Below are 24,579 nucleotides of genomic sequence, written 5' to 3'. Positions count from 1 at the left end.
GGAGAAACACGATATGTTTAAACGCTTACTCATGGTCGCCATGCTGGTGATTGCCCCGCTGACCGCCGCCCAGGCGGCAGACCAGTCCAATCCGTATAAGCTGATGAATGAAGCGGCGCAGAAAACCTTCGATCGCCTGAAGAATGAACAGCCGAAGATCAAGGCCAACCCTAACTATCTGCGCGACATCGTCGACCAGGAGCTTCTGCCTTATGTGCAGGTGAAGTATGCCGGCGCGCTGGTGCTGGGCCGCTATTACAAAGAAGCAACCCCGGCGCAGCGTGAAGCCTATTTTGCCGCCTTCCGTGAATACCTGAAGCAGGCCTATGGCCAGGCGTTGGCAATGTACCATGGTCAGACCTATCAGATTGCCCCGGAACAGCCGCTGGGCAGCGCGACCATCATTCCGATCCGCGTCACTATCATCGACCCGAACGGCCGTCCGCCGGTACGTCTCGACTTCCAGTGGCGTAAAAATACCCAGACCGGCAACTGGCAGGCCTACGATATGATTGCGGAAGGGGTCAGCATGATCACCACCAAACAAAACGAGTGGAGCGACCTGCTGCGTACCAAGGGCGTTGATGGCCTGACCGCGCAGCTCAAAGCGATCTCCGCTCAGCCGATCACCCTGGAACAGAAAAAATAATGAGCGGGCAGCTGAGCTGGACTCGTGATGGCGAGACGCTGGCGCTGCACGGAGAGCTGGACCAGGATCTGCTGGTCCCGCTCTGGGAGGCACGCGCCCAGGCGACGGCGGGGACAGCGATCATCGATCTCAGTCAGACCACGCGCGTGGACACGGCGGGCCTGGCGCTGTTAATGCATTTTGTAGCGCTGATTCGCCGCCAGGGCCGGGAAGCGCAGCTGATCGGCAAGAGCGAAAATCTGCAAACGCTGGTCGGTCTTTACAACCTGCCTGTCGATATGATCCCATAATCTTTTCAGTGTCTTAGCGCTGAAGCTATTCCGAAAGCCCCGGCAATCTTTTCGCCGGGGCTTTTTGCTTGTTTAAGACCGCGCCACTTTCCTCTAAGATGTTGGGCTGTTTTCACTATCAGATAAATTTGAGCCCATGGAAAATCATGAAATTCAGACCGTGCTGATGAACGCACTCCCCCTCCAGGAAGTCCACGTCTCTGGCGATGGCAGCCACTTTCAGGTTATTGCTGTGGGTGAGATGTTCGATGGCATGAGTCGGGTTAAAAAGCAGCAGAGCGTCTACGCGCCGCTGATGGAATATATTGCTGACAACCGCATCCATGCGCTGTCGATCAAGGCCTTTACTCCGCAGGAGTGGGCGCGAGACCGCAAACTAAATGGCTTCTAAGCTGTGGGGGATCCCCTGCAGCGTATGTGAATTTTTAATAGAGAACAGAATCAATGGATAAATTCCGTGTTCAGGGGCCGACTCGCCTTCAGGGCGAAGTCACCATCTCCGGTGCAAAAAACGCCGCCCTGCCAATCCTCTTTTCCGCGCTGCTTGCCGAAGAGCCGGTAGAGATCCAGAACGTACCTAAGCTGAAAGACATCGATACCACCATGAAGCTGCTGAGTCAGCTGGGCGCGAAGGTAGAGCGCAATGGTTCGGTGTGGATTGACGCCGGCCCGGTCGATGTATTCTGTGCTCCGTACGATCTGGTGAAAACCATGCGCGCCTCTATCTGGGCGCTGGGGCCGCTGGTGGCGCGTTTCGGTCAGGGACAAGTCTCTCTGCCTGGCGGCTGCGCCATCGGCGCGCGTCCGGTCGATCTGCATATTAGCGGCCTGGAACAGCTGGGCGCCGAGATCAAACTGGAAGAAGGTTATGTAAAAGCTTCGGTCAATGGTCGTCTGAAAGGCGCGCATATCGTGATGGATAAAGTGAGCGTCGGCGCCACCGTCACTATCATGAGCGCAGCGACCCTCGCCGAGGGTACGACGATTATCGAAAACGCCGCTCGCGAGCCGGAGATCGTCGATACCGCGAACTTCCTTAACGCGCTGGGCGCAAAAATCAGCGGCCAGGGTACCGATCGCATCACCATCGAAGGCGTGCAGCGTCTGGGCGGCGGCGTTTACCGTGTGCTGCCGGACCGTATTGAAACCGGGACCTTCCTGGTGGCCGCAGCCATTTCCGGCGGCAAGATCCTCTGCCGTAACGCGCAACCAGATACCCTCGATGCCGTACTGGCGAAGCTGCGCGACGCCGGAGCGGACATCGAAACGGGCGAAGACTGGATCAGCCTTGATATGCATGGCAACCGTCCGAAAGCGGTTAACGTGCGTACCGCGCCGCATCCGGGCTTCCCGACCGATATGCAGGCCCAGTTCACGCTGCTCAACCTGGTCGCGGAAGGGACCGGCGTGATCACCGAAACGATCTTTGAAAACCGCTTTATGCACATTCCGGAACTGATCCGTATGGGTGCTCACGCGGAGATCGAGAGCAATACCGCGATCTGTCATGGCGTGAAGCAGCTTTCGGGCGCGCAGGTGATGGCGACCGATTTGCGTGCTTCGGCGAGCCTCGTGCTGGCAGGTTGTATCGCTGAGGGAACCACCATCGTCGATCGCATCTATCATATCGATCGTGGCTATGAGCGTATTGAAGATAAACTGCAGGCGCTGGGTGCCAATATTCAGCGCGTGAAAGGCGAGTAATCGCGTCCTGACAGGGCCCGGGTGTCTCTCCCGGGTCCTTGTCGCATAATCACATCACTTGTCCATCTTCTTCTGACGCATCATCTGCGTTCTGTCGATAAACTCATGCGTTACCGGATCATGGTAGCGTGACGGCCAGATGACCCATGGCTGTGTATCCAGCGCCGTGGCGATGATTAATTCGCCTTTCGGCCAGGGGCGGGTCAGGGCGTTCGCCAGCGTTGAAGAACTCAGACCGTGCCGTCGCGACTCTGCCGCCAGCGATGTTCCCCGTTTACGTAATCCAGCAACAATATCTGCGGGATGCCAGTCGATGAACTTATCCATAAATTCTCCTGGTGATAAAGATCCTGAACGGCCCATATGGGCAACGGAGACACTATACCCGCGCACCAGGTAAGGTTCTAACAAGTTCTGTTAAAGCGTCGGAATATTCAGAATGTATCAAGATATCGGGAAATTTACGGTAGGGAATGGATTTTTACTGGAACTTTCCCGCGCACTGCGCGGGAAGGGAGAGGGGATTAATGATCGCGCTGAACCGCGATATGCGCCAGCCCGATCAAGGCTTCACGCCAGGGGGTGTCCGGGAGAATCTGCAGCGCGGCAATCGCTTTGTCAGCTTCTTCTTCAGCACGTTTCTGCGTCCACTCCAGCGAACCGCAGGCAGCCATCGTTTCCAGGACGGCATCCAGCAGATGGCGGCCGTTGCCCTGCTCGATAGCCCCGCGGATCATCGCCGATTGATCGGCGGTACCATGGTGCATGGCGTGCAGCAGCGGTAGCGTCGGTTTGCCTTCGTTGAGGTCGTCACCGACGTTTTTACCGAGCCGCTCTCCGTCGGAGCTGTAATCGAGTAAATCGTCGATCAGCTGGAAAGCGGTGCCGAGATAGCGGCCATAATCCTGCAACGCGCGCTCTTCTTCCGCAGTGCAGTCGGCCAGCAGTCCCGCACACTGCGAAGCTGCCTCAAACAGACGCGCCGTCTTGCTGTAGATGACGCGCATGTAGTTCTCTTCCGTGATATCCGGGTCATTGACGTTCATCAGCTGCAGCACTTCGCCTTCGGCAATGACGTTCACCGCTTCCGACATGACCTCGAGGATCTTCAGCGAGCCCAGCTGGGTCATCATCTGAAAGGCGCGGGTATAGATAAAATCGCCGACCAGCACGCTGGCGGCATTGCCAAACGCCGCATTTGCCGTGGCTTTGCCGCGACGCATATCAGACTCATCGACGACGTCGTCATGCAGCAGGGTGGCGGTATGAATAAATTCAATCAGCGCAGCGATGGTGACATGCGCGCTCCCCTGATAACCCACCGCGCGCGCGGCGAGCACAGCAATCATCGGGCGAATGCGTTTGCCGCCGCCGCTGACGATGTAATAGCCTAACTGATTGATAAGCTGAACATCGGAGTTGAGTTGCTCAAGAATCGTCGCATTGACACCCGCCATATCTTGCGCGGTTAACTCATTGATTTTTTCTAAATTCATCGCAAAAGCCGGGCCAAATGTCCTGTTACCATGAATCCAGGTGGGATCACAGAAGGATTAAGACAGAATTAAAAGAAGATATGATTGTACTGAAAAATTGCCGTAGATAAACGTTGTCGTGAAAGTTGTGTTTTTTTTCTGCATTGATCGCTAATCGCTCTTGTCAAAGGCTCGCGTTTTGCGTAATATTCGCGCCCTATTGTGAATATTTATAGCGCACTCTGAATCACACGAAGAGGTGCGCGGAAGCGGAGTTTTATATGTACGCGGTTTTCCAAAGTGGTGGTAAACAACACCGAGTAAGCGAAGGTCAGACCGTTCGCCTGGAAAAGCTGGACATCGCAACTGGCGAAGCTGTTGAGTTCGCTGAAGTGCTGATGATCGCAAACGGTGAAGAAATCAAGATCGGCGTTCCTTTCGTTGAGGGCGGCGTAATCAAAGCTGAAGTTGTTGCTCACGGTCGTGGCGAGAAAGTTAAAATCGTTAAGTTTCGTCGTCGTAAACACTATCGTAAGCAGCAGGGCCATCGTCAGTGGTTCACTGATGTGAAAATCACTGGCATCAGCGCCTAAGACCTGAGGAGTAGATTTAAATGGCACATAAAAAGGCTGGCGGCTCGACTCGTAACGGTCGCGATTCAGAAGCTAAACGTCTGGGCGTAAAACGTTTCGGCGGTGAAGCAGTTCTGGCAGGTAGCATCATCGTTCGTCAACGTGGTACCAAATTCCACGCTGGCACCAACGTTGGTTGCGGCCGTGACCACACTCTGTTCGCTTTGACTGACGGTAAAGTCAAGTTCGAAGTTAAAGGCCCGAAAAACCGTAAATTCATCAGCATCGTTGCTGAATAAGTTTTTCGCGTCCCGGTAACGGATGAAAGCCCCGCAACACGTTGCGGGGCTTTTTACATTCGTCTACCGGAAAATTTTTGCAGGGAAACAGGCATGAAGCAGCAGGCTGGGATTGGCATTATTCTGGCGCTTACCACCGCGATGTGTTGGGGAGCGTTGCCGATTGCAATGAAGCAGGTTCTTGAGGTGATGGCGCCGCCAACGGTGGTGTTTTATCGCTTCCTGATGGCCAGTATTGGCCTTGGCGCGATCCTCGCGATCAAAGGCAAACTGCCGCCGCTGCGGATTTTTCGCAAGCCGCGCTGGCTGGTCTTATTAGCGATTGCCACCGGCGGTCTGTTCGGTAACTTCATTCTGTTCAGTTCTTCCCTGCAGTATCTCAGCCCCACGGCTTCTCAGGTCATCGGCCAGCTATCGCCGGTGGGCATGATGGTGGCTAGCGTCGTGATTCTGAAAGAGCGCATGCGCGGCACCCAGGTGGTGGGCGCGTTGATGCTGCTCAGCGGGCTGGTGATGTTCTTCAACACCAGCCTGATTGAAATCTTTACCCGCCTGACGGACTACACGTGGGGGGTAATTTTCGGCGTTGCTGCCGCCACGGTGTGGGTAAGCTACGGCGTCGCGCAAAAGGTGTTATTGCGCCGTCTGGCATCGCAGCAGATACTATTTTTGCTGTACACTTTATGTACGATTGCATTACTGCCGCTCGCTGAGCCTGGGGTGATATCCCGGTTAAGCAGCTGGCAACTGGCATGCCTGATTTTTTGCGGGTTAAATACCCTGGTCGGCTACGGCGCGCTGGCGGAAGCCATGGCGCGCTGGCAGGCGGCGCAGGTCAGCGCGTTAATCACCTTGACGCCACTGTTTACGCTACTGTTTTCTGATTTATTATCAATGGCCTGGCCCGATGTTTTCGCCAGACCGATGTTAAACCTGATTGGTTATCTCGGTGCGTTTGTCGTGGTTGCGGGCGCGATGTATTCCGCCATCGGTCATCGTCTTTGGGGACGTTGGCGTAAGCGAGAGGCGGTAGTACCGCTGCCCCGCTCAGGCGAATGATTTACGGAGAGTAAAATGAAGTTTGTAGATGAAGCAACGATCCTGGTCGTAGCAGGTGACGGCGGCAATGGTTGCGTAAGCTTCCGCCGCGAGAAATATATTCCGAAAGGCGGCCCGGACGGCGGCGATGGCGGTGACGGCGGCGATGTCTGGCTGGAAGCGGACGAGAACCTGAATACCCTGATCGACTACCGTTTTGAAAAATCTTTCCGCGCCGAACGCGGGCAGAATGGCCAGAGCCGCGACTGTACCGGTAAGCGTGGTAAAGACGTGACGGTAAAAGTGCCGGTCGGGACCCGGGTTATCGACCAGGGCACCGGCGAGACCATGGGCGATATGACCAAACACGGTCAGCGTCTGATGGTGGCGAAGGGCGGCTGGCACGGTCTGGGCAACACCCGTTTTAAATCATCCGTTAACCGTACCCCGCGTCAGAAGACCATGGGTACGCCGGGTGATAAGCGCGACCTGCAGCTGGAGCTGATGCTGCTGGCGGACGTCGGAATGCTGGGGATGCCGAACGCCGGTAAATCCACCTTCATCCGTGCGGTCTCCGCCGCCAAGCCAAAAGTGGCTGACTATCCGTTTACCACCCTGGTACCAAGCCTGGGCGTGGTGCGTATGGACAACGAGAAGAGCTTTGTGGTCGCCGATATCCCGGGGCTGATTGAAGGCGCAGCGGAAGGCGCAGGCCTCGGTATTCGTTTCCTCAAGCACCTTGAGCGCTGCCGCGTATTGCTGCACCTGATCGACATCGAGCCTATCGACGGTTCCGATCCGGTTGAGAACGCGCGCATCATCATCGGCGAGCTGGAGAAATACAGCGAGAAGCTGGCCTCCAAACCGCGCTGGTTAGTCTTTAACAAGATTGACCTGATGGACAAAGCGGAAGCCGAAGCTAAAGCGAAGGCGATTGCTGAAGCGCTGGGTTGGGAAGAGAAATTCTACCTGATCTCCGCCGCCAGCCAGCAGGGCGTCAAAGATCTGTGCTGGGACGTGATGACCTTCATCATCGAAAACCCCATCGTGCAGGCGGAAGAAGAGCAGAAGCCGGAGAAAGTCGAGTTTATGTGGGACGACTATCACCGTCAGCAGCTTGAAGAGGCCGAAGCCGAAGTGGAAGATGACGAAGACTGGGATGACGACTGGGACGAAGACGACGAAGAAGGCGTCGAATTCATCTACAAACGCTAATCCTGACTTCTTTAGATCAAAAAGGGCCGCATCTGATGCGGCCCTTTTGTTTTTAGTTGTTCTGGTACAGATCCTTATAAAGCCGGCTTTCAAAGCGCACCAACGGTATGCGGCGATTACGCTGATCGGCTGGCTCCACGGCGTAGCCGGAGAGGTATTGCACGAAGGCCACCTTTTGCCCGCTGGCGGTAGTGATGAAGCCCGCAAGGTTATAAACCCCCTGCAGTGACCCAGTTTTCGCCGAGACTTTGCCATCGACGCCCGCCTGATGGAGGCCGGCGCGATACTGCAGCGAGCCGTCATGGCCCGCCAGCGGCAGCATAGAGATAAAGTTGAGCTCGGTGTCGTGCTGGGCGATATACTGCAACACCTGCATCATGGTCGCCGGGGCGATCAGGTTGTGGCGCGACAGGCCTGAGCCGTCGGCGATGATGGTGTTGCCGAGATCAACTCCAGCCTGTTGACGCAGGATCTGACGTACGGCATCAGATCCTGCCCGCCAGGTCCCTGGTACGCCGAACCGGGCATGACCGATGGTACGAAAAACGGTATCCGCAATCATGTTGTCGGATTTCTTCAGCATGATCCGCAGCAGATCGTGCAGCGGCGCCGACTGGGTGGTGGCTAATACCGTACCGGGCTCATTGGCCAGCGTCTGACGCAGCAGCGTGCCGCTATAGGCGATCCCCGCCTGCTTCAGCTCCGCTTTAAGGATCGCCCCGGCATAGCTGGCACCATCCTGTATCGCAAAGGCCAGCGGCAGCGGTTCGCTACGCTGCGGCAGGCAGCCGGTGAGGGTATAGCGGTTAAGGTCGCCCGGCACCACGTCCAGTTCGCAATACTGCGCTTCCGATGAGCCGCGCGCCAGGGTGCGAACCTGACTAAACATAGTGACCGGATAATAGGAAGCGACGCGAATGAAGGCGAGATCGCCCGGCTTCTGCGCGCTATACAGCGAGACCGAGAAGCAGTTGCGGTCGACAATCGCCGCCGCAGGCGGAGCGCTGAAGCATTGCGTCATGTCGTTCCACGGCCACCCCGGCGCTTTATCATGGCTGGCGAAGACCGAGGTATCGATAAGCACATTGCCGTCGATACGCTGCACGCCAGCTTTTTTTAGCGTCGCCACCATGTTGCGAATATCCTGCCGCTTCAGCGTTGGGTCGCCGCCGAAGCGGGCGATCAGATCGCCTTTCAGCACGCCGCCGTCCAGTGAGCCTTTGGTTTCCAGCGTGGTGGTGAAGCGAAAATCGGGCCCCAGTTGCAGCAGCGCCGCCAGCGCGGTGATGACCTTTTGCGTACTGGCTGGAAGTGCCATTTGCTGGCTGTGATAGTCGATTTCCGGCGTCGACGCGCCGACCTTTTGCGCCATAAAGGCAAGGTTCGCACCGGCGGGAAGCTGGGTGATGTACTCGTCAATATTCGCCGCCTGAGCGCTAAGCGCTATACCGGCAGTCAATCCGATGATAAATCTGGGAAATCGCATAATCTCGCGCTAACAACCTGAAGCCAGGCCGTCATACTACGGTGCAACGCCCAGTAAAGTAAACGATGACCCATAATGAACTTCGGGGTAAAATACCTATCAAATGAAAAATTGCTGCTGACCTGGGGAGTGTTTCCCGGGTCGGTTTCTTTTTGCTCGTGTCCTGCCCGTGTACAGGACAGGTGGCGGAGCGGGGCTATCCGTTCCCTGAAGGAATGATAAAGAGGTATAACTAATGCAAGCGATTCCGATGACCTTACGTGGCGCTGAAAAACTGCGCGAAGAACTGGATTATCTGAAGTCTGTGCGTCGTCCTGAAATCATTGCCGCTATTGCTGAGGCCCGTGAACACGGCGATCTGAAAGAGAATGCCGAGTATCACGCTGCGCGTGAACAGCAGGGCTTCTGCGAAGGGCGTATCAAGGACATCGAAGCGAAGCTGTCCAACGCGCAGGTTATCGATATCACCAAAATGCCGAACAATGGCCGGGTGATTTTTGGTTCAACCGTCAGTGTGCTGAACCTCGATACTGACGAGGAGCAGACCTACCGTATCGTAGGCGATGACGAAGCTGATTTTAAGCAGAATCTGATCTCCGTGAACTCGCCGATTGCCCGTGGTCTGATCGGTAAAGAGCAGGATGACGTCGTGACTATCCGTACACCGGGTGGGGAAGTGGAATACGAAATTACCAAGGTTGAATACCTGTAAGGCGTATTTCCCGCTACGATGTTTATAGATTGTAAAGAAAGGAAAAAGGCCGCATAGCGGCCTTTTATCAACGTCACGAGCATGGCATTTTGCTCGCCTGGCCACAGAAATCCCTCGTTTTACACAAAGTTGTGTCGGGATTGAGGATATTCTTAGCGTGGCAGCGAGATTTTACGCTCTGGCGTTGGGCGGTACAGAACCAGCGTTTTACCGATGACCTGTACGTTACAGGCGCCGGTTTCGCGCACGATGGCTTCCACGATCAAGGCTTTAGTTTCGCGATCTTCTGAGGCGATCTTCACCTTGATGAGTTCATGGTGCCCTAACGCTTGTTCGATCTCGGCCAGTACCCCTTCGGTCAAACCATTGTTGCCAAGCATAACTACCGGCTTGAGCGGATGTGCCAGACCTTTCAGGTGCTGTTTTTGTTTAGTACTCAGATTCATCGTATTTTTTTGCTTACGTTGGGATTGAAAACGGGTCATTCTACCGCCATCTCCCATATATCGCCAAACTACCGCGTCGATTTTTACGCAGTAAAGTACGATGAACCCGAACGGGAATGTTAAATGACAGGTAAAAAGCGTTCTGCCAGCTCAAGCCGCTGGCTTCAGGAACACTTTAGCGATAAATATGTTCAACAGGCACAGAAAAAGGGGTTACGTTCCCGTGCCTGGTTTAAACTTGATGAAATACAGCAAAGTGACAAAATTTTTAAGCCGGGGATGACGGTAGTCGACCTCGGTGCTGCTCCCGGTGGCTGGTCGCAGTATGCGGTCACGCAGATCGGCAACAGCGGCCGCATCATCGCTTGCGATCTTTTACCAATGGATCCAATTGTTGGTGTGGACTTCCTTCAGGGCGATTTTCGTGATGAATTAGTCCTGAAAGCGTTACTTGAGCGAGTGGGCGACAGTAAAGTACAAGTGGTCATGTCCGATATGGCGCCGAATATGTGCGGAACACCGGCGGTGGATATTCCCCGGGCTATGTATCTGGTAGAACTGGCGCTTGAAATGTCTCGTGATGTATTAGCGCCAGGTGGTAGTTTTGTAGTGAAGGTGTTCCAGGGCGAAGGCTTCGATGAGTATCTTCGAGAAATTCGCTCCCTGTTTACGAAGGTCAAAGTTCGTAAGCCGGACTCTTCCCGCGCTCGTTCGCGTGAAGTGTATATTGTAGCGACCGGGCGTAAACCATAACCGGCAGATTTCAAACGAAAGTTTGAAAGAAACTGGATATAGAGTATCCTGACGCTGTTTTTAACACAGTTGTAATAAGAGGTTAATCCCTTGAGTGACATGGCGAAAAACCTAATACTCTGGCTGGTCATTGCCGTTGTGCTGATGTCAGTATTCCAGAGCTTTGGGCCCAGCGAGTCGAATGGCCGCAAGGTGGATTATTCTACCTTCCTGCAAGAGGTCAATCAGGACCAGGTTCGCGAAGCGCGTATCAACGGACGTGAGATCAACGTTACCAAGAAAGATAGTAACCGTTACACGACTTACATTCCGGTTAACGATCCGAAGCTGCTCGATAACCTGTTGACTAAAAACGTCAAAGTGGTTGGTGAACCACCAGAAGAGCCAAGCCTGCTGGCTTCCATCTTCATCTCCTGGTTCCCTATGCTGCTGTTGATCGGCGTCTGGATCTTTTTTATGCGGCAAATGCAGGGCGGCGGCGGGAAGGGCGCGATGTCCTTCGGCAAAAGCAAAGCCCGTATGCTGACGGAAGATCAGATCAAAACCACTTTTGCTGACGTTGCCGGGTGTGACGAAGCGAAAGAGGAAGTCGGCGAACTGGTGGAATACCTGCGTGAGCCGAGCCGCTTCCAGAAACTGGGCGGTAAGATCCCGAAAGGCGTCCTGATGGTCGGTCCTCCGGGTACCGGTAAAACGTTGCTGGCGAAAGCGATCGCTGGCGAAGCAAAAGTGCCGTTCTTTACTATTTCCGGTTCTGACTTCGTAGAAATGTTCGTCGGTGTTGGTGCATCTCGTGTGCGTGACATGTTCGAACAGGCTAAGAAAGCAGCGCCTTGCATCATCTTCATCGATGAAATCGACGCCGTCGGCCGCCAGCGTGGCGCCGGTCTTGGCGGTGGCCACGATGAACGTGAGCAGACCCTGAACCAGATGCTGGTTGAGATGGACGGCTTTGAAGGTAACGAAGGCATTATCGTTATCGCGGCGACTAACCGTCCGGACGTTCTTGACCCCGCGCTGTTGCGTCCGGGCCGTTTTGACCGCCAGGTGGTGGTTGGCCTGCCGGATGTTCGCGGTCGTGAGCAGATCCTGAAAGTGCATATGCGTCGCGTTCCGCTGGCGCCGGATATCGATGCGGCAATCATTGCTCGCGGTACCCCTGGCTTCTCCGGTGCCGACCTGGCCAACCTGGTCAACGAAGCGGCCCTGTTTGCTGCCCGCGGCAACAAACGCGTCGTCTCGATGGTTGAGTTCGAAAAAGCGAAAGACAAAATCATGATGGGTGCGGAACGCCGCTCCATGGTGATGACGGAAGCGCAGAAAGAGTCTACCGCTTACCACGAAGCGGGCCACGCGATTATCGGTCGCCTGGTGCCGGAGCACGATCCGGTACACAAAGTGACGATTATCCCGCGCGGTCGTGCGCTGGGTGTGACCTTCTTCCTGCCGGAAGGCGATGCGATCAGCGCCAGCCGTCAGAAACTGGAAAGTCAGATCTCCACCTTGTACGGCGGTCGTCTGGCGGAAGAGATTATCTACGGTCCGGAACATGTTTCTACCGGCGCGTCCAACGACATTAAAGTGGCGACGAACCTGGCGCGTAACATGGTGACCCAGTGGGGCTTCTCCGACAAACTCGGTCCGCTGCTGTATGCGGAAGAAGAGGGTGAAGTGTTCCTCGGCCGCAGCGTCGCGAAAGCGAAGCATATGTCCGATGAAACCGCGCGTATCATCGACCAGGAAGTGAAATCGCTGATTGAGCGTAACTATGGTCGTGCTCGCCAGTTGCTGAACGACAACATGGATATTCTGCACGCGATGAAAGATGCGCTCATGAAGTATGAGACCATCGATGCGCCGCAGATTGACGACCTGATGGCTCGTCGCGATGTTCGTCCGCCAGCGGGTTGGGAAGAACCAGGTTCTTCTAACAACTCTGACAACAATGGCACGCCTCGTGCGCCGCGTCCGGTTGATGAACCGCGTACGCCGAACCCGGGCAATACCATGTCAGAGCAGCTGGGCGACAAATAAGCTGCCGCTGTTGATGTCTTGTTTTAACCTTAAAACCCCGGGGCGCCCGCTCCGGGGTTTTTCTTTTTTAACCTCTTCTGTCTCAGGGATTTTGTGATGAAACTTGTAGCCCAGGGCTCAACCCTCGATCTCTCTCACCCCCACGTGATGGGTATTCTTAATGTGACGCCTGACTCCTTCTCTGATGGCGGCGCCCATAATTCGCTGATTGAGGCGGTGAAGCATGCCAATCTGATGATCAACGCCGGGGCGACCATCATTGATATCGGCGGTGAATCGACGCGGCCAGGGGCGGCTGAGGTTAGCGTGGAAGAGGAGCTTGCGCGGGTGATCCCGGTGGTGGAGGCTATCGCCCAGCGCTTTGAGGTGTGGATCTCAGTGGACACCTCCAAAGCGGAGGTTATCCGCGAATCGGCCCGAGCGGGGGCGCATATCATTAACGATATTCGTTCGCTGACCGAACCCGGCGCGCTGCAGGCTGCGGCGGAAACCGGGTTGCCGGTGTGTCTGATGCATATGCAGGGACAGCCGAAAACCATGCAGGAGGCACCGAAGTATGAGGATGTCTTCGCCGATGTAGAGCGCTTTTTTAATGAACACATCGTGCGCTGCGAACAGGCGGGGATCGCAAAAGAAAAATTGCTGCTCGACCCGGGATTCGGTTTCGGTAAAAATCTCACCCACAATTATCAGTTGCTGGCCAGGCTGGGAGAGTTTCATCACTTTGGTCTGCCGCTGCTGGTCGGTATGTCGCGTAAGTCGATGGTAGGTCAGTTGCTGAACGTTGGGCCGTCGGAACGGCTGAACGGCAGCCTGGCGTGTGCCGTCATAGCAGCAATGCAGGGCGCGCAGATTATCCGCGTCCATGATGTCAAAGAAACGGTAGAAGCGCTGCGCGTGGTGGAAGCCACCCTCGCCGCTAAGGGAAAAAAACGTTATGAGTAACCGCAAGTATTTTGGCACCGATGGTATTCGTGGCCGCGTCGGCGATGCGCCGATCACTCCGGAATTTGTGCTTAAGCTCGGCTGGGCGGCGGGTAAAGTGTTAGCGCGCCACGGCTCGCGTAAAATTATCATCGGCAAGGATACCCGTATTTCGGGCTATATGCTGGAATCGGCGCTGGAAGCCGGGCTGGCGGCAGCGGGACTCTCTGCATCGTTCACCGGGCCAATGCCGACGCCGGCGATTGCCTACCTGACGCGCGCCTTTCGCGCCGAGGCGGGGATCGTCATCTCCGCTTCACATAACCCTTTCTACGACAACGGCATCAAGTTCTTCTCCATTGAGGGCACCAAGCTGCCTGATGATGTGGAAGAGGCGATTGAAGCCGAAATGGAGAAAGAACTCACCTGTGTGGATTCGGCTGAGCTGGGTAAAGCCAGCCGTATCGTCGATGCCGCGGGGCGCTACATTGAGTTTTGTAAAGGCACCTTTCCCAATGAACTGAGCCTCTCCACGCTGAAAGTGGTGGTGGACTGTGCGCATGGCGCAACCTACCACATCGCTCCTAATGTATTCCGCGAGCTGGGCGCCCAGGTTATCGCGATGGGCTGTGAGCCTGACGGCCTCAACATCAACGAAGAGGTCGGGGCTACCGACGTGCGGGCGCTGCAGGCGCGCGTGCTGGCGGAAAAAGCCGATCTGGGCATTGCCTACGACGGCGATGGCGATCGGGTGATCATGGTTGACCATGAAGGCAATAAAGTCGATGGTGACCAAATCCTCTACATCATCGCCCGGGAAGGGCTGCGTCAGGGACAGCTGCGCGGCGGCGCCGTCGGTACGCTGATGAGCAATATGGGCCTGGAGCTGGCGCTCAAGCAGCTAGGCATCCCGTTTGCCCGCGCGAAGGTGGGCGACCGCTATGTGCTGGAGATGCTGCAGGAAAAAGGCTGGCGCATCGGTGCGGAAAACTCCGGCCATGTGATCCTGCTGGATAAAACCACCACCGGCGATGGCATCGTCGCCAGTCTGCAGGTGGTCGCGGCGATGGTACGCAACCACATGAGCCTGCATGACCTGTGCAGCGGCATGAAGATGTTCCCTCAGCTGCTGGTGAATGTGCGCTTTACCGAGGGCAGCGGCAACCCTCTGGAGAATGAGCATGTCAAAGCGGTGACCGCAGAAGTAGAAGCGGCATTAGGTAAGCGTGGCCGCGTCCTGCTGCGTAAATCGGGTACGGAGCCGCTGATCCGCGTCATGGTGGAAGGCGAGCATGAAGATCAGGTGCACGAGTTTGCGCATCGCATCGCCGAAGCGGTAAAAAGCGTCTAAGCTTGCCGGCTAAGTGGTTAAAAAGGCGGCGCTTGCCGCCTTTTTTATGATCGAATACCGGCTTTTTGCTGTTTTTTTCTGCAGTTGATACAATGTGTCGAAATTGCCCTTGCGAAGGTCATTCGCTTTGGTTAGTATTCACACCCGCTTCAGTGGGAAACGTTAAAACGCCCCGCTTTATTGGTCGAAGCACTTGGTATGCGGCGAATCCGCAAGGAACAGGTTGATTATGTACGAAGCTCTTTTGGTTGTTTTCCTTATTGTAGCGATTGGCCTCGTAGGTCTGGTTATGCTGCAGCAAGGTAAAGGCGCTGATATGGGAGCCTCCTTCGGTGCAGGCGCTTCCGGCACACTGTTTGGGTCCAGCGGTTCTGGTAACTTCATGACCCGTATGACCGGCATCCTGGCTGCGCTGTTCTTCATCATCAGTCTGGCGCTGGGTAATATCAACAGCAACAAGACCAGTAAAGGAAGTGAGTGGGATAACCTGAGCGCGCCGAAAACAGAGCAAACTCAGCCAACTGCGCCGGCTCAGCCGACCAGCGATATCCCGCACTAAGTATTCTGTACCGAGGTGGTGGAATTGGTAGACACGCTACCTTGAGGTGGTAGTGCCCTAACGGGCTTGTGGGTTCGAGTCCCATCCTCGGTACCAATATTCCAGAAGAAAGACGCTGAAAAGCGTCTTTTTTTGTTTTTGTCCCCACCGACCATTTATTATTAAACATCTCTTCGCTGGTCCCCTCCTTTTGCTGTCGTTAAAGTCGCCTCGTCAAATTAACAGAGGTGAAGTGACACAATGAACAAGATCGGGTTGCTTATCGTCGCCGGCGTGCTCGGTTTAGCGGGATGCAGTTCAACATCGCCATCCAAAACGGTGGAGACGATTAATACGCTAACCGTACCGGTATCGCACAGTGAGCCGGGGACTGCGGCGAACAATGCCCAGGCGGTGACGCGCTATTTCCAGGACAATACGGCACTGATTGGTCGCCTTAATCATTCGTTGAAAAGCCATTATTTGCAGGATGTAGAGCGCCGCGATGTTTTCGACAGACATAGTGAGGTATATCAGGTGTATGGCGCGTTGACCCGCCTGGAGCAGATGGCGTCCATGAATGACGTTTACCGTAAAGAGAATAATGTTGCTGGTCTGCAGGAGATCAACCGTGTACTGAAAAGCGTGCCGCTGACCAGCTGAGATGAGACAGGGACTGCCGGAAGGCAATCCCTGTGCATGGATTAAAAGCGGAAGTTAACCCCGGCATAGGCCCCGTCGGCGAGGGTGTTGTCGCGGTTGCCATTTTTCCCCGCCATATCGATATAACGATAGCCAGCTTCGATATTTAGCGACGGAAGCACGTTAAGGCGTAGCCCGGCATTGGCCTCCACATAATCATCGACGCCGCTGGACATCGAGTCCGGCGAGTAATAACCCTCACCGAAGAGCGTGAAGTACTGGCCGAGTGGGAGTTCTGCTCCGCCACCTGCGGCGATAGCGTAACCTTCATCACCGTCTTTAGGGTTCAAATAGACCCCTTTACCGCCCAGCGTCATCAGAAAGGGTCCGAGGTTAAAGTTGTAACCCATTCCCAGTCCTACGCTGTCCCCGTCATTGTCGCTGTGGGCCCACTGGGTGTTGAACGTCATGCCAGGTTCCCCGGCACCAAAGCTGGCGGACAGATTGGTAAACTCGGCGCCGGCTTCACCATGCAGGTTAACGGATGCGCAGGCAGCGCTGCTGGCCCCTAAAGCGATCATCACGGCAACCATTTTTGGAGCAATAGACTTCATTGTTGAATTCCTTCAGATAAAAAAAAGCCCGATACGGGCGTTCGGGCAAAATTAACGGGTTCTTGGATCTCATCGTTATGGTCGCTGCAGACGGCAAACAAGAGGGGTCAACTCCCGCTGCCGCTGCTCACGCCTGGCCGATTTCCGGTGGCATATCCTGAGCTGATGCAGGCCCGGCGGTTAACGCCGTGAGTGGCAGTCTGCTGGTTGAGCCTAGGGACATGTTGTCCACCGGTAAATTCAGGAACTCAGCATAAAATTTTTCTTTTTTTACCGTTAGCGTTTATTGATTTAAATTTAAACATTTTCAACAGTAAGGTGAATAACGACAAAAAGATGGTGACGGGCGCGGGTTAGAATTTTTCCGGAAGCGAGGCGATACTTTGCAAATAACCGCCGCGGGCAAAGGCAATATAACCGCCTTTCTTTAAGGCTGACAAGACATTGAGAATACTGCTGCGCGACAGATGGGTCCGGTCCTGAATATATTCCAGAATAGACACGCGCTGCCGAGTCTCTTCGGTTAAGAGCATCATTTCCAGCAGATGGTTACGGATCACCGAATAGGTTCGCTGCTGCAGGACCAGATCGTCACGATATACCATATACGAGGTATGATAAGCCAGCAGGCTGGTAACTTCTTCCCACAGGTTGTGCTGACGGAATAGCGCCGACGCCAGGTCATAATCGATACGCAGCAGTTCGGAAGAGACCTCCGCCCGCAGACTATGGCTGCGGCTGGGCTGCAGCATTTCCGCCACGCCGAACAGATGCGGCTCATAGACGGTCACCATCAATAGCTTGTCGGAATTACGAATAATCGACAGCTCGCCTTTTTTAAAAATAAAGAGTTGGGTCTTACCTTTATATTCCCACGTTAGTCTTTTTCTGGCGATCGCGTTAACGGGCGTCGCGTGTGGCTCAAGCACATCGATCAGTCGGTCAATGGCCTTTTGCGGCCTGATCGGCGGTTTAATATTCATGATGTTTATCACCAGATATGAATTAATCAATTGAGGCTATTATAGTCAACAATTTTGCTGGCCGGGTGATAAGGAAAAAATGCCTCTTTTCGATTTTTCTGCTGCTGACTGGTAACAAAAAATAAAAAGCCGGCGGAGAGCCGCCGGCAGAGAGAGTAAACATCGTCAGGCGATTATTTGCCTTTGTTTTCCAGATTTTCAACCTGCGGTAAACCCGTCGCTGAGGAGGCGCTCAGCAGGCCAGACTGCGCGTAACCGAACAGCTTCTCGCGGGTATCGGTGATATCCAGATTACGCATGGTCAGCTGGCCGATACGGTCTTCAGCGGTAAACATGGAATCGCCTTTTTCCATGGTCAGGCGCTCTGCTTTATAGGTCAGGTTGTCTGATACCGTATTGAGGATCGAGTAGTCATTGCCGCGACGCAGCTCAAGGGTGACTTCGCCGGTGATCTGGCTGGCGACCCAGCGCTGCAGCGAATCACGCAGCATCAGCGCCTGGGAATCGAACCAGCGGCCCTGATACAGCAGACGGCCCAGCTGGCGACCGTGAGCATGATACTGCTCGATAGTATCTTCGTTATGAATACCGGTCAGCAGACGCTCGTAGGCGATATGCAGCAGCGCCATCCCCGGGGCTTCATAAATGCCGCGGCTTTTCGCTTCGATAATGCGGTTTTCGATCTGGTCGCTCATGCCCAGGCCGTGACGACCGCCGATGCGGTTGGCTTCCAGCATCATTTCAACGTCATCGGCGAAGGTTTTGCCATTCAGCGCCACCGGGTGGCCTTGCTCAAAGCGTACGGTGACTTCTTCCGCAGGGATCTTCACGTTTTCGTCCCAGAACTTCACGCCCATAATCGGGTTGACGATCTTGACGCTGGAATTCAGAAACTCCAGATCTTTCGCTTCGTGGGTAGCGCCGAGCATGTTGGAGTCGGTGGAATAGGCTTTCTCGACCGACATCTTGTAGTCAAAGCCGCAGGCGATCATAAATTCGGACATTTCGTGACGGCCGCCGAGTTCATTGATGAAATCGCTGTCCAGCCACGGTTTGTAGATCTGCAGTTCAGCGTTGGTCAGCAGGCCGTAGCGATAGAAACGTTCGATATCGTTGCCTTTATAGGTGCTGCCATCGCCCCAGATGTTAACGCCGTCTTCTTTCATTGCCGCTACCAGCATGGTGCCGGTGACCGCGCGGCCCAGCGGCGTGGTGTTGAAATAGGTCAACCCGCCAGTGGTGTTATGGAAAGCGCCACACTGAATCGCGGCGATCCCTTCTGCGACCAGCTGTTTGCGGCAGTCGATCAGACGGGCACCTTCGGCGCCGTACTCTTTCGCGCGGCGCGGAATAGCATCGTAGTCGTCTTCGTCCGGTTGACCCAGGTTAGCGGTATATGCATAAGGCACGGCGCCTTTTTTGCGCATCCATAACAGCGCGGCGCTGGTATCCAGTCCACCAGAGAAAGCGATACCAATACGTTGACCAACCGGGAGATGCTTGAGAATCGTCGTCATAAAATAAAACCCTGCTCGATAGACTGTGGTGAGTTCGACCCAACAACCTTAACTGCATTTTTATGCATTAATTGTGAGTATTCATTTAACCATCTTTTACTGGCGACAGGAAGGGCTTCATCATCTTTTTGCTAAAAAAGCCTGAAATACCAGCACAAACGGCAATCGGGGGCGCTAAAATGCATGTTGACAAAATATACTAGTTGCCGTTACAATTCATCCCGATTTTATGTCCCGTCTTCGGTACCAAATCCCAGCAGTATTTGCGTCTTTTGCTCAAAAAGAGTAAAATATGCCACGTTTCAGGCGCGGGGTGGAGCAGCCTGGTAGCTCGTCGGGCTCATAACCCGAAGGTCGTCGGTTCAAATCCGGCCCCCGCAACCACTTTCCCATTAAGTACTTTTTCAAATATACTGTGAGGACTAGGTGTCCTTCGTAGCCGAATTTGAAAGAATTCTTGCGGAAGGTGTTCCAGATCGCCATGGCGATCTCAGGGTTCAGTTATCTAAAGCCCCGATTTATCGGGGTTTTTTGTTATCTGACTTCAGAATAACTGGGCTATACGCCCTTTTTTTATGTCTTGGGGGTGGGTTTGTCCACATTAGAGCAAAAATTGACAGAGATGCTCACTGCGCCGGTTGAAGCGCTTGGCTTTGAGCTGGTCGGCATCGAATTTATTCGCGGTCGCACATCCACACTGCGCATCTATATTGATAGTGAAGATGGCATCAACGTTGATGATTGTGCTGATGTGAGCCACCAGGTAAGCGCCGTCATGGATGTCGAAGACCCGATCACTGTCGCTTACAACCTGGAAGTCTCTTCGCCTGGTCTCGACCGTCCGATGTTCACCGCCGAACACTATCAACGTTTCACTGGCGAAGAAGTTGCGCTGGTGCTGCGCATGGCGGTTCAGAACCGTCGCAAATGGCAGGGCATTATCAAAGCGGTAGACGGTGAAATGATCACGGTAACCGTCGAAGGCAAAGATGAAGTGTTCGCGCTGAGTAACATCCAGAAGGCGAACCTGGTTCCCCACTTTTAACAGTCTGGATTGAGGTGAAAGGCCCCGATGAACAAAGAAATTTTGGCTGTTGTTGAAGCCGTTTCCAACGAAAAAGCGCTGCCGCGTGAGAAAATTTTCGAAGCGCTGGAAAGCGCGCTGGCAACGGCCACCAAGAAAAAATACGAACAAGAGATCGACGTTCGCGTTGAAATCGACCGTAAGAGCGGCGATTTCGACACTTTCCGTCGCTGGCTGGTTGTAGAAGAAGTGACCCAGCCGACGCGCGAGATCACGCTGGAAGCCGCGCGTTTCGAAGATGAAAGCATGAACGTCGGTGACTACGTCGAAGATCAGATTGAGTCTGTCACTTTCGACCGCATCACCACCCAGACCGCTAAACAGGTTATTGTGCAGAAAGTTCGCGAAGCCGAGCGCGCAATGGTGGTCGATCAGTTCCGCGAGCACGAAGGTGAGATCATCACCGGCGTGGTGAAAAAAGTGAACCGCGACAACATCACTCTGGATCTGGGCAACAATGCTGAAGCCGTGATCCTGCGTGAAGATATGCTGCCGCGTGAGAACTTCCGCCCGGGCGACCGCATTCGCGGCGTACTGTACGCAGTCCGTCCGGAAGCGCGTGGCGCCCAGCTGTTCGTGACCCGTTCCAAACCTGAGATGCTGATCGAACTGTTCCGCATCGAAGTGCCGGAAATCGGTGAAGAAGTGCTGGAAATCAAAGCGGCGGCTCGCGATCCGGGATCTCGTGCCAAAATCGCGGTGAAAACCAACGACAAGCGTATCGACCCGGTTGGCGCTTGCGTCGGTATGCGCGGCGCGCGCGTGCAGGCGGTTTCCACTGAGCTGGGCGGCGAGCGTATCGATATCGTCCTCTGGGATGATAACCCGGCGCAGTTCGTGATTAACGCTATGGCGCCGGCAGACGTCGCGTCCATCGTGGTGGATGAAGATAAACACACCATGGATATCGCGGTAGAAGCGGGCAACCTGGCGCAGGCGATTGGCCGTAACGGTCAGAACGTTCGTCTGGCCTCGCAGCTCAGCGGCTGGGAACTCAACGTGATGACCGTTGACGATCTGCAGGCTAAGCACCAGGCGGAAGCGCATGCCGCTATCGATACCTTCACCAAATATCTCGATATTGATGAAGATTTCGCGACAGTGCTGGTTGAAGAAGGCTTCTCCTCGCTGGAAGAGCTGGCCTATGTGCCGATGAAAGAACTGCTGGAAATCGACGGTCTGGATGAAGCCACCGTTGAAGCACTTCGTGAGCGTGCGAAAAACGCACTGACTACGCTGGCGCTGGCTCAGGAAGAAAGCCTGGGAGATAACAAACCTGCCGATGATCTGTTGAATCTCGAAGGTCTGGATCGTGCCCTGGCATTCAAACTGGCTGCCCGTGGTGTTTGTACGCTGGAAGATCTCGCCGAGCAGGGCGTTGATGACCTGGCTGATATCGAAGGGATGACCGACGAGAAAGCTGGCGAGCTCATCATGGCCGCTCGCAACATTTGTTGGTTCGGCGACGAAGCGTAATAAACTGTAGCAGGAAGGAACAGCATGACAGATGTGACTATTAAAGCGCTGGCCTCAGAGATTCAGACCTCTGTGGATCGCCTGATACAGCAATTTGCTGACGCAGGCATCCGCAAAACGGCTGATGATTCTGTGACCTCGCAAGAGAAACAAACTTTGTTGACGCACCTGAACCGTGAGCATGGTTCGGCGCCAGACAAGCTGACGTTACAGCGTAAGACGCGCAGTACGTTGAATATTCCAGGTACCGGTGGAAAGAGTAAATCGGTACAAATCGAAGTCCGCAAGAAACGCACCTTTGTGAAACGCGATCCGCAAGAGGCTGAACGCCTGGCCGCGGAAGAGCAGGCGCAGCGTGAAGCGGAAGAGCAGGCCCGTCGTGAAGCTGAAGAAGCAGCGAAACGCGAGGCGCAATTAAAAGCTGAACGTGAGGCCGCAGAACAAGCTAAACGTGAAGTCGCTGATAAAGCGAAACGTGAAGCTGCGGAAAAAGACAAAGTGAGCAATCAACATACCGACGAAATGACCAAAACCGCCCAGGCTGAAAAGATCCGTCGCGAGAACGAAGCCGCGGAACTGAAGCGCAAATCGGAAGAAGAAGCACGCCGCAAACTTGAAGAAGAAGCGCGCCGTGTAGCGGAAGAAGCACGCCGTATGGCAGAAGAAAACGAAAAAAATTGGTCTGAAACTTCAGACAGCCCGGAAGACACCAGCGACTATCACGTCACCACGTCACAGCATGCTCGTCAGGCAGAAGATGATAACGATCGTGAAGTCGAAGGCGGTCGCGGCCGCAGCCGCAGCAGCAAAGCGGCGCGTCCGGCGAAGAAAGGCAACAAACACGCTGAATCGAAAGCCGATCGTGAAGAAGCCCGTGCGGCCGTTCGCGGCGGTAAAGGCGGTAAGCACCGTAAGGGTTCTGCTCTGCAGCAGGGCTTCCAGAAGCCGGCGCAGGCCGTTAACCGTGACGTGGTGATCGGCGAAACCATCACCGTTGGCGAACTGGCTAACAAGATGGCGGTGAAAGGTTCTCAGGTCATCAAAGCGATGATGAAGCTGGGCGCCATGGCGACCATCAACCAGGTCATCGACCAGGAAACCGCACAGCTGGTTGCCGAAGAGATGGGCCACAAAGTTATCCTGCGTCGTGAAAACGAGCTGGAAGAAGCGGTAATGAGCGACCGTGACACCGGCGCGGCGGCTGAACCGCGCGCACCGGTTGTGACCATCATGGGTCACGTTGACCACGGTAAAACCTCGCTGCTGGACTATATTCGTTCTACTAAGGTTGCCTCCGGCGAAGCGGGTGGTATTACCCAGCACATCGGTGCTTACCATGTAGAAACCGACAACGGCATGATCACCTTCCTGGATACCCCGGGCCACGCCGCGTTTACCTCCATGCGTGCTCGTGGTGCGCAGGCGACGGATATCGTGGTTCTGGTGGTGGCGGCAGACGACGGCGTGATGCCGCAGACTATCGAAGCTATCCAGCACGCCAAAGCGGCGCAGGTGCCGGTGGTAGTTGCGGTGAACAAGATCGATAAGCCTGAAGCCGATCCGGACCGCGTGAAGAATGAACTGTCCCAGTACGGCATCCTGCCGGAAGAGTGGGGCGGCGAGAGCCAGTTCGTCCACGTCTCCGCGAAAGCCGGTACCGGTATCGACGACCTGCTGGACGCGATCCTGCTGCAGGCTGAAGTCCTCGAGCTGAAAGCGGTCCGTAACGGGATGGCGAGCGGCGCAGTGATCGAATCCTTCCTTGATAAAGGTCGTGGTCCGGTTGCTACCGTTCTGGTTCGCGAAGGTACTCTGCACAAGGGTGATATCGTTCTGTGCGGCTTCGAATACGGCCGTGTGCGTGCGATGCGTGACGAACTGGGTCGCGAAGTGCTGGAAGCGGGTCCGTCCATTCCGGTGGAAATCCTCGGCCTGTCCGGTGTGCCGGCTGCCGGTGACGAAGTGACCGTGGTTCGTGACGAGAAAAAAGCGCGTGAAGTGGCGCTGTATCGTCAGGGCAAATTCCGTGAAGTTAAGCTGGCGCGTCAGCAGAAATCTAAACTGGAAAACATGTTCGCTAACATGACCGAAGGCGAAGTTCACGAAGTGAACATCGTGCTGAAAGCGGACGTACAGGGTTCTGTCGAAGCGATTTCCGATTCCTTACTGAAACTGTCTACCGACGAAGTGAAAGTGAAGATCATCGGTTCCGGCGTAGGTGGTATCACCGAAACCGACGCCACCCTGGCTGCAGCATCCAACGCGATTCTGGTTGGCTTCAACGTTCGTGCCGATGCCTCTGCGCGTAAAGTTATCGAAGCGGAAAGCCTGGATCTGCGCTACTACTCCGTCATCTATAACCTGATCGACGAAGTGAAAGCGGCGATGAGCGGTATGCTGTCTCCGGAACTGAAACAGCAGATCATCGGTCTGGCTGAAGTGCGCGATGTCTTTAAATCGCCGAAATTCGGCGCCATCGCGGGCTGTATGGTTACCGAAGGGACCATCAAACGTCACAACCCAATCCGCGTGCTGCGTGACAACGTGGTTATCTATGAAGGCGAGCTGGAATCCCTGCGCCGCTTCAAAGATGACGTTAACGAAGTCCGTAACGGCATGGAATGTGGTATCGGTGTGAAGAACTACAACGACGTTCGCGTTGGCGATATGATCGAAGTGTTCGAAATCATCGAAATCCAGCGTAGCATCGATTAATCATCGGATGGCTAAGCCGCCGGGGAAGCGAAGCGCCACCCGGCAATCATTTTAAAAAGGGG

The 24,579-nt window shown here is 54.8% G+C and carries 25 protein-coding genes and 2 tRNA genes; 20 read left to right on the top strand and 7 right to left on the bottom strand.

Features of this window, described 5'->3' with window-relative positions; translation table 11 throughout:
• Positions 1-13: 13 nt before the first annotated feature.
• The 4 genes from mlaC to murA all read left to right on the top strand — a co-directional run bounded on the left by mlaC (position 14) and on the right by murA (position 2,643).
• Complete coding sequence (mlaC, locus tag CE636_RS12335; protein WP_004206194.1) at positions 14-649, top strand: phospholipid-binding protein MlaC; 636 nt, start codon at positions 14-16, stop codon at positions 647-649.
• Positions 649-939: a lipid asymmetry maintenance protein MlaB gene (gene mlaB, locus CE636_RS12330; protein WP_004206192.1), complete on the top strand. Its 291-nt coding sequence runs from the start codon at positions 649-651 to the stop codon at positions 937-939. Before mlaC ends, mlaB begins: the two co-directional genes overlap by 1 nt.
• Positions 940-1,075: 136 nt before the next feature.
• Entirely contained in the window at positions 1,076-1,330 is a 255-nt protein-coding gene (gene ibaG, locus CE636_RS12325) for a BolA family iron metabolism protein IbaG (RefSeq protein ID WP_004144910.1), read from the top strand.
• A 53-nt stretch (positions 1,331-1,383) separates the two neighbouring features.
• Positions 1,384-2,643 (top strand): UDP-N-acetylglucosamine 1-carboxyvinyltransferase, encoded by a 1,260-nt coding sequence (gene murA / locus CE636_RS12320; RefSeq protein WP_004206190.1) that lies wholly within the window; start codon positions 1,384-1,386, stop codon positions 2,641-2,643.
• A gap of 54 nt (positions 2,644-2,697) precedes the next feature.
• Here the strand turns inward: murA and sfsB are convergent, their stop codons facing one another.
• The gene (gene sfsB / locus CE636_RS12315; RefSeq protein WP_004206189.1) at positions 2,698-2,970 is read right to left on the bottom strand and encodes a DNA-binding transcriptional regulator SfsB; all 273 of its coding nucleotides are present in this window, start codon (positions 2,968-2,970) and stop codon (positions 2,698-2,700) included.
• Positions 2,971-3,167: 197 nt separating this feature from the next.
• Positions 3,168-4,139: an octaprenyl diphosphate synthase gene (gene ispB, locus CE636_RS12310; protein ID WP_004206188.1), complete on the bottom strand. Its 972-nt coding sequence runs from the start codon at positions 4,137-4,139 to the stop codon at positions 3,168-3,170.
• Between the two features lie 260 nt (positions 4,140-4,399).
• Here ispB and rplU point away from each other — a divergent pair, with 260 nt between their 5' ends.
• From rplU to cgtA, 4 genes are all read left to right on the top strand, one after another.
• Positions 4,400-4,711 carry a 50S ribosomal protein L21 gene (gene rplU / locus CE636_RS12305; protein WP_002918379.1) on the top strand — a complete coding sequence of 104 codons (312 nt, stop codon included), beginning with the start codon at positions 4,400-4,402 and terminating at the stop codon, positions 4,709-4,711.
• Positions 4,712-4,731: 20 nt separating this feature from the next.
• On the top strand, positions 4,732-4,989 hold the full coding sequence (gene rpmA, locus CE636_RS12300) for a 50S ribosomal protein L27 (protein WP_002434222.1): 258 nt from the start codon (positions 4,732-4,734) through the stop codon (positions 4,987-4,989).
• 93 nt (positions 4,990-5,082) lie between these two features.
• Positions 5,083-6,048, top strand: a complete 966-nt coding sequence (locus tag CE636_RS12295) for a DMT family transporter (protein WP_004206187.1) — start codon at positions 5,083-5,085, stop codon at positions 6,046-6,048.
• 15 nt (positions 6,049-6,063) lie between these two features.
• Positions 6,064-7,242, top strand: coding sequence for an Obg family GTPase CgtA (gene cgtA / locus CE636_RS12290; protein ID WP_004206186.1), 1,179 nt, complete (start codon positions 6,064-6,066; stop codon positions 7,240-7,242).
• 52 nt (positions 7,243-7,294) lie between these two features.
• Here cgtA and dacB read toward each other — a convergent pair whose 3' ends face one another.
• Positions 7,295-8,728 carry a serine-type D-Ala-D-Ala carboxypeptidase gene (gene dacB, locus CE636_RS12285; RefSeq protein ID WP_004206185.1) on the bottom strand — a complete coding sequence of 478 codons (1,434 nt, stop codon included), beginning with the start codon at positions 8,726-8,728 and terminating at the stop codon, positions 7,295-7,297.
• Positions 8,729-8,963: 235 nt separating this feature from the next.
• Between dacB and greA the strand changes: the two genes are divergently transcribed.
• On the top strand, positions 8,964-9,440 hold the full coding sequence (gene greA / locus CE636_RS12280) for a transcription elongation factor GreA (RefSeq protein ID WP_002918375.1): 477 nt from the start codon (positions 8,964-8,966) through the stop codon (positions 9,438-9,440).
• 152 nt (positions 9,441-9,592) lie between these two features.
• Here the strand turns inward: greA and yhbY are convergent, their stop codons facing one another.
• The gene (gene yhbY / locus CE636_RS12275) at positions 9,593-9,886 is read right to left on the bottom strand and encodes a ribosome assembly RNA-binding protein YhbY (RefSeq protein WP_002918374.1); all 294 of its coding nucleotides are present in this window, start codon (positions 9,884-9,886) and stop codon (positions 9,593-9,595) included.
• A gap of 123 nt (positions 9,887-10,009) precedes the next feature.
• On the opposite strand from yhbY, the gene rlmE reads away from it, so the two are divergent.
• The 7 genes from rlmE to CE636_RS28730 all read left to right on the top strand — a co-directional run bounded on the left by rlmE (position 10,010) and on the right by CE636_RS28730 (position 16,149).
• Complete coding sequence (gene rlmE, locus CE636_RS12270; protein ID WP_002918373.1) at positions 10,010-10,639, top strand: 23S rRNA (uridine(2552)-2'-O)-methyltransferase RlmE; 630 nt, start codon at positions 10,010-10,012, stop codon at positions 10,637-10,639.
• 99 nt (positions 10,640-10,738) lie between these two features.
• The gene (gene ftsH / locus CE636_RS12265) at positions 10,739-12,673 is read left to right on the top strand and encodes an ATP-dependent zinc metalloprotease FtsH (protein WP_004206183.1); all 1,935 of its coding nucleotides are present in this window, start codon (positions 10,739-10,741) and stop codon (positions 12,671-12,673) included.
• 96 nt (positions 12,674-12,769) lie between these two features.
• Positions 12,770-13,618: a dihydropteroate synthase gene (gene folP, locus CE636_RS12260; RefSeq protein WP_004206182.1), complete on the top strand. Its 849-nt coding sequence runs from the start codon at positions 12,770-12,772 to the stop codon at positions 13,616-13,618.
• Positions 13,611-14,948, top strand: coding sequence for a phosphoglucosamine mutase (glmM, locus tag CE636_RS12255; protein ID WP_004206179.1), 1,338 nt, complete (start codon positions 13,611-13,613; stop codon positions 14,946-14,948). The genes folP and glmM overlap by 8 nt, the downstream gene beginning before the upstream one ends.
• 229 nt (positions 14,949-15,177) lie before the next feature.
• The gene (gene secG / locus CE636_RS12250) at positions 15,178-15,507 is read left to right on the top strand and encodes a preprotein translocase subunit SecG (RefSeq protein WP_002918369.1); all 330 of its coding nucleotides are present in this window, start codon (positions 15,178-15,180) and stop codon (positions 15,505-15,507) included.
• 9 nt (positions 15,508-15,516) lie between these two features.
• Positions 15,517-15,603, top strand: a tRNA-Leu gene (locus tag CE636_RS12245).
• Positions 15,604-15,900: 297 nt separating this feature from the next.
• Positions 15,901-16,149: a hypothetical protein gene (locus CE636_RS28730; RefSeq protein ID WP_025999211.1), complete on the top strand. Its 249-nt coding sequence runs from the start codon at positions 15,901-15,903 to the stop codon at positions 16,147-16,149.
• 41 nt (positions 16,150-16,190) lie between these two features.
• Here the strand turns inward: CE636_RS28730 and CE636_RS12235 are convergent, their stop codons facing one another.
• The 3 genes from CE636_RS12235 to argG all read right to left on the bottom strand — a co-directional run bounded on the left by CE636_RS12235 (position 16,191) and on the right by argG (position 19,242).
• Positions 16,191-16,742 (bottom strand): YfaZ family outer membrane protein, encoded by a 552-nt coding sequence (locus CE636_RS12235; protein ID WP_004206177.1) that lies wholly within the window; start codon positions 16,740-16,742, stop codon positions 16,191-16,193.
• A 353-nt stretch (positions 16,743-17,095) separates the two neighbouring features.
• Entirely contained in the window at positions 17,096-17,725 is a 630-nt protein-coding gene (locus CE636_RS12230) for a winged helix-turn-helix transcriptional regulator (RefSeq protein ID WP_004206175.1), read from the bottom strand.
• A 173-nt stretch (positions 17,726-17,898) separates the two neighbouring features.
• The gene (gene argG, locus CE636_RS12225) at positions 17,899-19,242 is read right to left on the bottom strand and encodes an argininosuccinate synthase (RefSeq protein ID WP_004144895.1); all 1,344 of its coding nucleotides are present in this window, start codon (positions 19,240-19,242) and stop codon (positions 17,899-17,901) included.
• Positions 19,243-19,549: 307 nt separating this feature from the next.
• On the opposite strand from argG, the gene CE636_RS12220 reads away from it, so the two are divergent.
• From CE636_RS12220 to infB, 4 genes are all read left to right on the top strand, one after another.
• Positions 19,550-19,626: transfer RNA gene (locus tag CE636_RS12220), tRNA-Met, on the top strand.
• 208 nt (positions 19,627-19,834) lie between these two features.
• Positions 19,835-20,287: a ribosome maturation factor RimP gene (gene rimP / locus CE636_RS12215; protein WP_002918364.1), complete on the top strand. Its 453-nt coding sequence runs from the start codon at positions 19,835-19,837 to the stop codon at positions 20,285-20,287.
• Between the two features lie 27 nt (positions 20,288-20,314).
• Positions 20,315-21,802 (top strand): transcription termination factor NusA, encoded by a 1,488-nt coding sequence (nusA, locus tag CE636_RS12210; RefSeq protein WP_002918252.1) that lies wholly within the window; start codon positions 20,315-20,317, stop codon positions 21,800-21,802.
• Positions 21,803-21,826: 24 nt separating this feature from the next.
• Positions 21,827-24,517 (top strand): translation initiation factor IF-2, encoded by a 2,691-nt coding sequence (gene infB / locus CE636_RS12205; RefSeq protein WP_004206173.1) that lies wholly within the window; start codon positions 21,827-21,829, stop codon positions 24,515-24,517.
• The last annotated feature ends 62 nt before the right edge of the window (positions 24,518-24,579 follow it).

This window comes from Klebsiella sp. LY (assembly GCF_004010915.1).
Classification (GTDB): domain Bacteria; phylum Pseudomonadota; class Gammaproteobacteria; order Enterobacterales; family Enterobacteriaceae; genus Klebsiella; species Klebsiella quasipneumoniae.
This window is presented reverse-complemented; position numbering and strand designations above follow the sequence as displayed.